The organism is Streptomyces aureocirculatus (assembly GCF_000720475.1).
Classification (GTDB): domain Bacteria; phylum Actinomycetota; class Actinomycetes; order Streptomycetales; family Streptomycetaceae; genus Streptomyces; species Streptomyces aureocirculatus.
The window spans coordinates 1-11,272 of record NZ_JOAP01000066.1; the positions used below are offsets into that span (position 1 = coordinate 1).

The following is an 11,272-nucleotide window of genomic DNA, read 5'->3' on the forward strand; positions in this document are numbered from 1 at the left end:
CCGCCCCGCCGCCCTCCCCGTACGCCACCGACCCGGCGCCCGTCCCGTCCGAGCCCCACCCCCCGTACCCGCACTCCGCAGCAGCGAACGGCACCCCGGCCCCGGCCCGCGGCGGCACCCCGCCCGCCCCCCTCCCCGTCAGGGAACCCCGGGACGACCGGCCCACCCCCGCCGAAGCGGTGCCGGGCATCCGTCCCGAGGACCGGCACAGCGCCATCGAGCACACCGAATCCCCGCCGGTGCCCCGCAACGGTTCCGTGCGCGGGCGGGTCGGCAGGCCGCAGCTTCCCCGGCGGCGCGCCCAGGAACACCTCGCGCCCCAGTTGCGCGACCTCCGCGCCCCGCGCAAGGAGGACGACCACGTAGGCCACGACCCGGGTCTGATGGCCGCCTTCCAGCGCGGTATCGGCCTCGCTCAGGCGGCCGAGCCGCACGATGCCCCGGCCGCCCGCAGCGACCGGGGCGGCTGACCTCGACGCCGCCACGCACCCCTGTGCACGCCGACGAGGCCGACGAGGCCGACAACGCCGACAACGCCGACAACGCCGACAACGCTGAGAACGCCGAGAACGCCGAGAACATCGATAACCCCCCGTACTTCAAGGAGTCGATCCACCATGGCGAGCGATGCGCCGACCGGCCAGGTATCCGATCTCGACTGGCTGATGAGCGGCCTCGTGCAGCGCGTGCCGCACACCCGGAGCGCCGTCCTGCTCTCCTGCGACGGACTGGTGAAGTCGGTCCACGGCCTCGACCCGGACAGCGCCGACCACATGGCGGCCCTCGCGGCGGGGCTCTATTCGCTGGGGCGCAGCGCGGGCCTGCGCTTCGGGGACGGCGGGGACGTGCGCCAAGTGGTCGTGGAACTGGACTCGACGCTCCTCTTCGTGTCCACCGCGGGATCCGGCACCTGTCTCGCCGTACTCGCGGGACGCGACGCGGACGCCGCCGTGCTCGGGTACGAGATGGCGATGCTCGTGAAGAGCGTGCGGCCCTACCTGGTCACGGCGCCACGGCAGAGCGCCGCCGAGCCCGCCTCGATGAGGACCTGAACGTGGGGGCCCCGCACGACGGGCCGTGGCTCGACGACGCGGCGGGGCGGCTCATCCGCCCCTACACGGTCAGCGACGGACGCACCAGACCCACGGCGGACCTCGATCTGCTGTCGCAGGTGCGGGTGACCGGAACCGTCCCGGCCGGCTATCTGGGGCCCGAGCACTCGCTGGCGCTCGGCATGTGCGAGGCCCCCACGTCCGTCGCCGAGATCGCCGCCCAGCTCAAGCTGCCCGCGGTGGTCGCCAAGGTGATCCTCTCCGACCTCGTCGACTGCGGGGCCATCACGACCAGAGCCCCGGACTACTACCACAACCCAACTGACCGGTCCCTGTTGGAGGCAGTGCTCGATGGATTACGACGACAGCTCTGACCCCTTCCCCACCGCGCTGAAGATCCTGGTCGCGGGCGGGTTCGGGGTCGGCAAGACGACCTTCGTCGGTGCGGTGAGCGAGATCGCGCCGCTGAGCACGGAGGAGTTGCTCACGACGGTCAGCGAGGCCACCGACGACCTGTCGGGCGTGGAGAACAAGACCACGACGACCGTCGCCATGGACTTCGGCCGGATCACCCTCGACCCGGAGCACGTCCTTTACCTCTTCGGCACACCCGGGCAGGAACGCTTCTGGTTCATGTGGGACGAGCTGTCCGAGGGCGCGCTCGGCGCGGTGGTCCTCGCGGACACCCGCCGCCTGGAGGACTGCTTCGCCGCCGTCGACTTCTTCGAGCAGCGCGGCATGGGGTTCGTCGTCGCCGTCAACGAGTTCGACGGCGCCTATCGCTACGAGCCGGAGGAGGTGCGCGCGGCCATCGACCTCGACCCGGAGGTGCCCGTGGTGCGGTGCGACGCCCGTATCTCCAGCTCGGGCGTGCAGACGCTCCTCACCCTCGTACGCCATCTGCTCGCCCACGCGCCCGCCACCCCCACGTACGGAGCCCGCACCACATGACCCCAGGAGCACGCCCATGACGGGACCACGCCCACGCCCATGCCCGGGAGTACGCCGATGACGTATGAAGCGACTGGACGGCTGCTGCTCACCCCCGTCGACAAGCAGGCGCCGACGCGGGTGCGGCGGCTGCGGGAGCTGGGCCTCGGGGAGCTGTCCGAACCCGCGCTCGACGCGTTCGCCGACCGGCTCGCGCGGGTCCTCGTCGCGCCCTACGCCATGGTCAACTTCATCGGTGAGGAACAGCAGTTCTTCGCAGGCCTGCACACGCCGGAGCCCGCGGCGCCCCGCGACGACGCGGTGGAGCCGGGCACCGCGGCCGTGGGACGGCACATGGCGCGCGAGTGCGGCTACTGCCCGCACGTGGTGGTGCGGGGCAGGGCGCTGGCCCTTCAGGACGTGGGCGACTTCCCGAGGTTCGCGGGCAACCCGGTCGTCGACGAGCTCGGGATCCGCTCCTATCTGGGCGCGCCGCTCGTCGACCGGTCCGGCCTCGCGCTCGGCACGGTCTGCGTCGCCGATGTGCGGCCACGGCCCTGGGGCTGCGAAGGGCTCGACACCATCAAGGCGATGGCGGCCGAACTGACCGGACGGATCCAGCGGCGCGAGGACGAAGGGAACCCCCGCGCCCCGCTGTGACGGGACCCGTCGTCCCGCGGCGTCGCAGAGGGCCGACTCCGTACCGTCGGGCCGTCTCAAAGGACGACTCCGTACCGTCGGGCCGTCTCAGAGGACCGACTCCGTACCGTCGGGCCGTCTCAGAGGACCGACTCCGTACCGTCGGGGAAGGTGATCCGCACCGCCCCGCCCTGCACGGTGCAGCCGATTCCCCGCCGCAGGGCCCCCGGACGCACCTCGTCCCGGGTGAGCGCGACCAGGGTGACGTGGAGGCTCGCGCCGCCGGGGTGGTCGGACGCCAGGAGATACGGCGTGGCCGAGTGCGGGCCGAAGGCATTGGCCTCGACCTCGCGGACCACGTCGCCCGCGGCGTCGCCCCAGTTGTGCAGCGCCACGACCGCGCTGGTCAGCCCCGCATCCGTACGCGCGAGGGCCCAGCCGGGGCCGCGCTCGACCCGCGGCGGTGTCCCGTCCGCCACGGCGTACCCGCCCTCCCGGACCGCCGCGCCCCCTGGCGCCCGCACCCGGTGCACGCGGATCTCCCACGGGCCGTACAGCGTGCTGGTGGTGTGGATGGGGTACGTGTCGCCTTTGGTGCCGGTGCCGGTGCCGGTGCCGGTGCCGACGCCGACGCCGATGCCGATGCCGATGCCGGGGAAGCATGCGTCGTGGCGGGAGGACGCCGTGCGTCCCGCGCAGGTCAGGGGGTGGATGCGGCGGCGGCGTGAGGCGGTGCCGTCCGGGGTGAGCAGCGCCAGGTGGTTGTCCGTGGCCCGGTCCCAGGCACGCGGGGCCGTCTCCGGGGCGGTCGCGGTGGAGTAGGCGAACTTGGCGTAGTGCGGATCGTCGGTGGCCGGTCCCTCGTCGTCGGTCCGGGGGTTGTGGTCGCTGCCGTGGTTGACGAGGCGGACGATGCCGTCGTGGCGGGTGCCGTGCAGCAGCCAGCCGGGGTGGGGGAGCGTCGTGTACTGGTCGGACTCCTCGACGGGGAGCGGGAGTTCGCGGTCCGTCCACACCGGGTGGTCGGCGGGCAGCAGAAGCCCCAGAAAACCCTTGCTCGCCCAGTACGGCGACGCGGGGCCCGAATAGGCCTGGGTCGACGGCAGGTGGGTGCCGTACCAGCCGAGCGGCAGCAGCCCGCGCTCGTCGGGGACGCCGCGCTCCACGAAGTGCCGGGCCGTCCCGGAGGCGAGGCGGCGGGTGAGTCCCGGCGCGAGCGGCGAGCAGTCCGTGAGGGCTCCCAGCCACACCGGCGCGGTGACGGCGAAGCGGTAGGTGAGGGAGCGGCCCTGGTGCACCGGCGCGCCGTCGGCGCCGAAGAAGTGCGGGTAGGTGCCGAGGAACTCGGCCAGGCGCCCCCGGTAGACCTCGCCGCGGCCGCCGTCGCCGTCCGGGCCCGCCATGCGCGCCCAGAGCAGCGGGTACAGATGCAGGGCCCAGCCGACGTAGTAGTCGTAGTTGCGGCCGTCGCCGTCGCTGTACCAGCCGTCGCCGCGGTACCAGTCCTCGATGCGGTCCAGGCCCCCCTCGATGTCGGCCCGCCGGTGCGGTGCGCCCACGGAGGCGAGGAACTGCTCCGCCACCACCTGGAAGAGGCGCCAGTTGTTGCCCCAGGTGCGGGCGCCGACGAAGCCGGACAGCCAGTCGACGACGCGTTCGCGCACCCCGGTGTCGAGCCGGTCCCAGATCCACGGCCTGGTCTCGTGCAGGCCGATCGCCACGGACGCCGCCTCCACCATCTGCTGCGAGCAGTCGGTGAGTTCGGGCCAGGCCTCGCCGTCCGCGCGGCCCCGGCCCCGGTCCGTGCCCGCCGCGATGCCCTGCGCGTACCGTGCCACCAGGCCTTGATCGACGGCGCCGCCCGCGCCCGCGATGCGGAAGGAGGCCAGCAGGAAGGACCGGGCGAAGCCCTCGAGGCCGTCCGAGACGACCCCCGAGCAGCTTCCGCGCCCCGGCAGTCGGTACTGCGCGAACCGCGGTGTCGCGTACGGGACCAACGCCTCCAACTGCCGGTCGGCGAGCACCTCCCAGTGCGCCCGGGTCCAACCGGTCAGGGGTGAGCGGACGCGGTCGGCGGGCGGGAGCGCGAGGTGGGGCGCGGTCATCGCGGTGGTCCTCGGGTCGGTGGGTGATACGCCGTGGACAGCAAGCGTGTACTGCGGCGAGGCTGTGCACCAGAGGCTGTCCGGAAGGAAGCGCAAGGGGGTGGCCACAACGCTTCGCTGAATCCGCAGAAATCGCTTTCTGTCTTGTTCCCGCCGACCTCCGCACAGGAAAGGCACCCATGACCGACCTCCGTCTCGGCGTACTCGGCTACGGCCTGCGTGGCTCGCTGGCCCGCACCGCGCACCGGCCCGGCGCGGGCTCCCGCGTCACCGCCCTCGCCGACCCCGACCCCGTAGCCCGCACCGCGGCCGCCAGGGACTTCCCCGAAGCCCGGATATCCGCCGACCACCGCAAAGTGTCCGAGGACCCCGACGTCGACGCCCTCGTCCTCCTGACCCCCGACCACACCCACGCCGAACTCGCCTGCGAGGCGCTGCGCGGGGGCAAGCCCGTGTTCGTGGAGAAGCCCCTCGCCATCGACATCGAGTCCTGCGACGCCATCCTGCGTGCCGCGTACGAGAGCGGCACCCGCCTCTACGTGGGGCACAACATGCGCCACATGCCGGTCGTCCGCCTGATGCGGGACATCGTCGCGCGCGGCGAGATCGGCGCCGTCAAGACGGTCTGGGTGCGCCACTTCGTCGGCTACGGCGGTGACTGGTACTTCAAGGACTGGCACGCCGAACGGCGGTACACCACCGGCCTGTTGCTGCAGAAGGCCGCGCACGACATCGATGTGCTGCACTGGCTCGCGGACGGCTACACCCGTCAGGTGCAGGCGCTCGGCGACCTCATGGTCTACGGGGACAACCCGCACCGCCGCGCGCCCGGCGAGCCCAAGGCCGACGACTGGTACACCGAGGACGGCCACTGGCCGCCCGCCAGCCAGCGCGCCCTCAACCCCGTCATCGACATCGAGGACGTGTCCCTGGTCAACATGCGCCTGGACAACGGGGTCCTCGCGGCCTACCAGCAGTGCCACTTCACGCCCGACTACTGGCGCAACTACACCGTCATCGGCGACGCGGGCCGCCTGGAGAACTTCGGCGACGGCCCCGGCGGCGTGGTGCGGGTCTGGAACACCCGGCGTTCGGTGCACCGCGCCACCGGTGACGCCGAGTACGCGGTGCCCGACGTGCCGGACGACGACGAGCACGGCGGCGCGGATCCGCTGCTCATCACGGAGTTCGTGCGCTTCGCGCGGGACGGCGGAGCCACCGACACCTCGCCGGTGGCCGCGCGCATGGCCGTCGCGGCCGGCGTACGGGCCACACAGTCGCTGCGCGACGGCGGTACGCCCCGCGAGGTCCCGGAACTCGACCAGGAACTCGTCGCCTACTTCGCTCGGGGCCAGGTCCGCTAGGACCCGTTCGCTCCACTGGCGGGCCCGCGTGCGGGCGGGCCGCCTGCCTCCGGAGACGACGGTCTGAAGGAAAGCTGCGACGGTGCTTAAGAAATCCTCGATGGACCGGGGGCGCGAGGTACGGAAGATTGCTGTGCGTCGGTGTGCGACCGGTGTGGGCCACCGGAACGGGACGTATGCGAGTCGTACGAGCGCCGGCGACCCCCTGAGGCACGACAGGAGCCGTCGCGTGAAAGCGCTGGTCAAGGAGAAAGCGGAGCCGGGTCTCCGACTGATGGAGGTACCGGAGCCGCAGATCGGCCCCGGGGATGTGCTGATCAAGGTGCTTCGCGCCGGGATCTGCGGCACCGACCTGCACATCAGGGCCTGGGACGGCTGGGCCCAGCAGACCATCGCGGCGCCGCTCGTCGTCGGGCACGAGTTCGTCGGCGAAGTCGTCGAGACCGGCCGTGACGTCGCCGACATCAAGGCGGGCGACCTGGTCAGTGGCGAGGGCCACCTGGTCTGCGGCAAGTGCCGCAACTGTCTCGCCGGACGGCGCCATCTGTGCCGCGCCACCGTCGGCCTGGGCGTCGGCCGCGACGGAGCCTTCGCCGAGTACGTCGCACTGCCCGCATCCAACGTGTGGGTGCACCGGGTGCCGGTGGACCTGGACGTCGCCGCGATCTTCGACCCGTTCGGCAACGCCGTGCACACCGCCCTGTCCTTCCCGCTCGTCGGCGAGGACGTACTGATCACCGGCGCCGGACCCATCGGTCTGATGGCCGCCGCCGTCGCCAAGCACGCGGGCGCCCGCAACGTCGTCATCACCGACGTCAGCGAGGAGCGCCTCCAGCTCGCCCGCAAGACCGGTGTCAGCCTCGCGCTCAACGTCGCCGAGTCGACCATCGCCGACGGCCAGCGCGCACTCGGCCTGCGCGAGGGCTTCGACGTCGGCCTGGAGATGTCCGGCAACGCGCGCGCGATGCGCGACATGGTCGCCAACATGACCCACGGCGGCAAGATCGCCATGCTCGGCCTGCCCGCCGAGGAGTTCGCGGTCGACTGGGCGCGGATCGTCACCTCGATGATCACCATCAAGGGCATCTACGGCCGCGAGATGTTCGAGACCTGGTACGCCATGTCGGTGCTGCTCGAAGGCGGCCTCGACCTGGCACCCGTGATCACCGGCCGGTACGGGTACCGCGACTTCCAGGAGGCCTTCGACGACGCGGCGAGCGGCCGCGGCGGCAAGGTCATCCTCGACTGGACCGCCTGAGCCGCCCGCGGCTCCCGCAGCCCCCGCCCCCCGCGACTCCCGCCGCTCCCGCCCGCTTCCTGAACTCCCGAAGGACTCCTCGATGTTCGACTCCGTACGCGACGACCTCGCCGCCACCCTCGACGAGATCCGCGCCGCCGGGCTGCACAAGCCCGAGCGCGTCATCGGCACCCCGCAGTCCGCGAAGGTCGCCGTCACCGCGGGGGGCCGCCCCGGCGAGGTGCTGAACTTCTGCGCGAACAACTACCTCGGCCTCGCCGACCACCCCGAGGTGATCGCCGCCGCCCACGAGGCACTCGACCGCTGGGGCTACGGCATGGCGTCCGTACGCTTCATCTGCGGCACCCAGGAGGTGCACAAGGAGCTGGAGGCGCGGCTCTCGGCGTTCCTCGGCCAGGAGGACACGATCCTCTACTCCTCCTGCTTCGACGCCAACGGCGGAGTCTTCGAGACCCTCCTCGGCGCCGAGGACGCGGTCATCTCCGACGCCCTCAACCACGCCTCCATCATCGACGGCATCCGCCTCTCCAAGGCCCGCCGCTTCCGCTACGCCAACCGCGACATGGCCGACCTGGAGAAGCAGCTCAAGGAGGCCACCGAGGGCGGCGCCCGGCGCAAGCTGATCGTCACCGACGGCGTGTTCTCCATGGACGGCTACGTCGCCCCGCTCGCCGACATCTGCGACCTCGCCGAGCGGTACGACGCCATGGTCATGGTCGACGACTCGCACGCCGTCGGCTTCGTCGGGCCCGGCGGCCGCGGCACCCCCGAGCTGCACGGCGTCATGGACCGCGTCGACATCATCACCGGCACGCTCGGCAAGGCCCTCGGCGGTGCCTCCGGCGGGTACGTCGCCGCGCGCGCCGAGATCGTCGCCCTGCTGCGCCAGCGCTCGCGCCCCTACCTGTTCTCCAACACCCTCGCCCCGGTCATCGCGGCCGCCTCGCTCAAGGTGATCGACCTCCTCGAATCGGCCGGTGAACTGCGCGAACGCCTTGCCGCGAACACCGCGCTCTTCCGGTCCCGGATGTCCGACGAGGGCTTCGACGTGCTGCCCGGCGACCATGCGATCGCGCCCGTCATGATCGGGGACGCGACGGTGGCTGGCCGCATGGCCGAACTGCTCCTCGACCGGGGTGTGTACGTGATCGGCTTCTCCTACCCCGTGGTTCCGCAGGGCCAGGCCCGCATCCGGGTCCAGCTCTCCGCCGCGCACTCCACGGCGGACGTGGACCGGGCGGTCGACGCGTTCGTCGCCGCGCGGGCCGAGCTGGAGTCCGCGGGCGCGTAGCCCGCGCGGGGCGCCCCAGTCCCGCCCCTTCTCCGAAACTGGGGCTCCGCCCCAGACCCCGCTCCTCGAACGCCGGAGGGGCTGAATCTCTTCACCGGCGCGGGCAGAGATCAAACTGCGCAGGCTGAAGTTTTCACCCCGCCCCGGGCAGTTTTCAGCCTGCCCCGGAGAGATTTGAGCCCGCCCCGGGGAGTTTTCAGCCTGTCCGGCGTTTGAGGACGAGGCGCGGAGCGCCGATGGGGGCAAGGGGCGAAGCCCCAGGAGAGGGCGGGCGGGTGGGAGAATAGGCGGCATGATCGAAGCTCGGCGGCTGCACATTCTGCGCGCGGTCGCAGACCACCGCACCGTCACAGCCGCCGCAGCCGCGCTGTACCTCACCCCCTCCGCCGTCTCCCAGCAGCTCACCGCCCTGGAGCAGGAGACGGGCCACCGCCTGGTGGAGCGCTCCGCGAGGGGAGTACGCCTCACCCCCGCCGGTGAGATCCTGCTCGCCCACACGAACGCCGTCCTCGCCCAACTGGAGCGGGCGGAGGCCGAGCTGGCCGCGTACAGCTCCGGCGAGGCGGGCACGGTGACGCTCGCGTCCTTCGCCACCGGCATCGGACTCGTCGTCGCGCCCGCCCTCGCCCGGCTCGCCGAGACCGCGCCCGGCATCCGGGTCCGGGTCCAGGACGCCGAGGGCGACGCCAGCCTGCCGATGGTCCTGGACCGGCAGGTGGACGTCGCGGTGGCCGTGGAGTACCGGGGTGCCCCGGGGGCGGACGACTCCCGGCTCACGCGGGTGGCCCTGTACGCGGAGCCGTTCGACGCGGTGCTGCCCGGGGGGCACCGCGCGGCAGGCAACGAGCGGGTGCCCCTCGCCGAGCTGGCCAAGGACCCGTGGATCGGCCCCTTCCCCGGCAACCCCTGCCACGACGTGGTCATGCTGGCCTGCGAACAGGCCGGGTTCCAGCCGGTCCTGGAGCACACCTCCGACGACTTCCGGGCGGTCGTCGCGCTGGCCGGGGCGGGCGTGGGCGTCGCCCTGGTGCCGAGGTCGGCGCTGCGGGGCATGGAGGTCACCGGCGCCGTGGTGCGGCCCGTGGACGGCAACGCGCCCACACGGCGCGTCTTCGCGGCCGTACGGACCGGGGCCGAGGCCCATCCGCTCATCGCCCCCGTGCTCGGTGCGCTGGGGGAAGCGGCCGGGTAGCGCCGGGCGTGCGGAGGCTGCGGCTGCGACTGCGCGGGCCCCGTGGGGCGCACGAGCCGCCCGCCGAAACTTCGGAAAGATGTATTGACCTTGTGGCCGGCGAGTCATTAGCGTTGCGGGCGCTGAGAGAAAGCGCTTTCTGAGTGACGTGAACGAATTTCGCCGACGTTCCGGGGAGTTCACCGTGAGTCAGCGCGTCCTGCCCTCCTCCGCCTCCGCGCCGGACACCGCGCCGGACACCGCGCCGGGCTCCGGTCCGAAACGGGCGGCGGGCGTCACCGAGCGCAGCCTGCCGGGCCTGCGGCAGCGCGTCGTCCCATGCAAGCGCCGCGCAGACACCGCATCCTGACCGGTCTCCTCCCGCTGCTCCTGGTCTCCGTCACCGCGACGGCCTGCGGCGACGAGGACGACACCAGCGTAAGCGACTCCGGCAAGAAGCTGGACAAGGTGACGCTCACGCTCAACTGGTACCCGTACGGCGAACACGCGCCGTTCTACTTCGGCAAGCAGCGGAAGATCTTCGAGAAGCACGGCATCGACCTGGAGATCAGGGCCGGGGCGGGCTCACAGAAGACCGTGCAGGCGACCGGCGCCGGGCGGACCGACTTCGGCTGGGCCGACACCCCGGCCGTCCTCGCCGGAGTCGACCAGGGCGTCAAGGTCAAGAGCCTCGGCGTCTACCTCCAGACCACGCCCGCGTCCGTGCAGTTCTTCGGCGCCGAGGACATCGCCTCGCCCGCCGACCTCCGGGGCAAGAGCGTGGCGGGCACGGCGGGCGACGCGCTCACCAAGACCTTCCCCGTCTTCCTGGAGAAGAACGGCATGGAGCTCTCCGACGTCAAGGTCCAGAACACCGACCCGGCGGGAAAGATGGCCGCGGTGATCTCCGGCAGGACGGACGCGCTCCTCGGCTACGCCGGCGACCAGGGTCCGATCATGCAGAACAAGGCCAAGAAGGACGTCTCGTACCTGCGCTTCTCCGAGCACGGCCTGAACTTCTACTCCAACGGTCTGATAGCGGGAACCAAGACCCTGCGGCGCGGCGGCGACCTGGCCAAGCGCATGGCGTCCGCGGTCAGCGAGTCCTGGGCCGCCGCAGCGAAGAGCCCGCAGTCCGCGGTCGCCGCGATGGACGGCGCCTCCGGGCAACTGCCGCCGCGGGAGGTGCTCTCGGAGCAGTTCAAGACCACGCTGACGCTGCTGCACACCGACGCCACGCGCGGCAAGGCCCCCGGCACGAACACGGAGGCCGACTGGAAGCAGACGATCGCCGTCTTCGCGGAAGCGGGCCTGGTCAAACAGCCGAAGCCGGTCGCCGACTACTGGGACGCGGCCAACGGGGTCAAGGGATGAGCGCGGTGAAGGACACGACACCGGACCGAAGGGACACGGTACCGGACCGTACGGATGCGGTACCGGACCGTACGGATGCGGTACCGGA

The 11,272-nt window shown here is 72.2% G+C and carries 11 protein-coding genes and 1 pseudogene; 11 read left to right on the forward strand and 1 reads right to left on the reverse strand.

What is annotated here, in order from left to right:
- The 5 genes and pseudogenes from IG78_RS0137185 to IG78_RS0137205 form a co-directional block, all read left to right on the forward strand.
- Positions 1-470: pseudogene (locus tag IG78_RS0137185) on the forward strand (ATP-binding protein); the annotation flags it as partial.
- 147 nt (positions 471-617) lie between these two features.
- The gene (locus IG78_RS0137190) at positions 618-1,052 is read left to right on the forward strand and encodes a roadblock/LC7 domain-containing protein (protein WP_030572791.1); all 435 of its coding nucleotides are present in this window, start codon (positions 618-620) and stop codon (positions 1,050-1,052) included.
- A gap of 2 nt (positions 1,053-1,054) precedes the next feature.
- Positions 1,055-1,426: a DUF742 domain-containing protein gene (locus tag IG78_RS0137195; protein ID WP_030572795.1), complete on the forward strand. Its 372-nt coding sequence runs from the start codon at positions 1,055-1,057 to the stop codon at positions 1,424-1,426.
- Positions 1,404-2,003 carry a GTP-binding protein gene (locus IG78_RS0137200; RefSeq protein WP_030572799.1) on the forward strand — a complete coding sequence of 200 codons (600 nt, stop codon included), beginning with the start codon at positions 1,404-1,406 and terminating at the stop codon, positions 2,001-2,003. Before IG78_RS0137195 ends, IG78_RS0137200 begins: the two co-directional genes overlap by 23 nt.
- 57 nt (positions 2,004-2,060) lie before the next feature.
- Positions 2,061-2,642: a GAF domain-containing protein gene (locus IG78_RS0137205; protein WP_030572802.1), complete on the forward strand. Its 582-nt coding sequence runs from the start codon at positions 2,061-2,063 to the stop codon at positions 2,640-2,642.
- 119 nt (positions 2,643-2,761) lie between these two features.
- Here the strand turns inward: IG78_RS0137205 and IG78_RS0137210 are convergent, their stop codons facing one another.
- Entirely contained in the window at positions 2,762-4,726 is a 1,965-nt protein-coding gene (locus tag IG78_RS0137210) for a DUF2264 domain-containing protein (protein ID WP_030572806.1), read from the reverse strand.
- Positions 4,727-4,905: 179 nt separating this feature from the next.
- Between IG78_RS0137210 and IG78_RS0137215 the strand changes: the two genes are divergently transcribed.
- From IG78_RS0137215 to IG78_RS0137235, 6 genes are all read left to right on the forward strand, one after another.
- Positions 4,906-6,090, forward strand: coding sequence for a Gfo/Idh/MocA family protein (locus IG78_RS0137215; RefSeq protein ID WP_030572809.1), 1,185 nt, complete (start codon positions 4,906-4,908; stop codon positions 6,088-6,090).
- A 229-nt stretch (positions 6,091-6,319) separates the two neighbouring features.
- Positions 6,320-7,348 carry an L-threonine 3-dehydrogenase gene (gene tdh, locus IG78_RS0137220; RefSeq protein WP_030572812.1) on the forward strand — a complete coding sequence of 343 codons (1,029 nt, stop codon included), beginning with the start codon at positions 6,320-6,322 and terminating at the stop codon, positions 7,346-7,348.
- A gap of 82 nt (positions 7,349-7,430) precedes the next feature.
- Complete coding sequence (locus IG78_RS0137225; RefSeq protein WP_030572815.1) at positions 7,431-8,639, forward strand: glycine C-acetyltransferase; 1,209 nt, start codon at positions 7,431-7,433, stop codon at positions 8,637-8,639.
- 292 nt (positions 8,640-8,931) lie between these two features.
- Positions 8,932-9,831, forward strand: a complete 900-nt coding sequence (locus tag IG78_RS0137230) for a LysR family transcriptional regulator (RefSeq protein ID WP_030572818.1) — start codon at positions 8,932-8,934, stop codon at positions 9,829-9,831.
- A gap of 184 nt (positions 9,832-10,015) precedes the next feature.
- Positions 10,016-10,180: a hypothetical protein gene (locus tag IG78_RS49765; protein ID WP_157856002.1), complete on the forward strand. Its 165-nt coding sequence runs from the start codon at positions 10,016-10,018 to the stop codon at positions 10,178-10,180.
- Complete coding sequence (locus tag IG78_RS0137235; RefSeq protein ID WP_030572821.1) at positions 10,150-11,184, forward strand: ABC transporter substrate-binding protein; 1,035 nt, start codon at positions 10,150-10,152, stop codon at positions 11,182-11,184. The genes IG78_RS49765 and IG78_RS0137235 overlap by 31 nt, the downstream gene beginning before the upstream one ends.
- Positions 11,185-11,272: the final 88 nt, after the last annotated feature.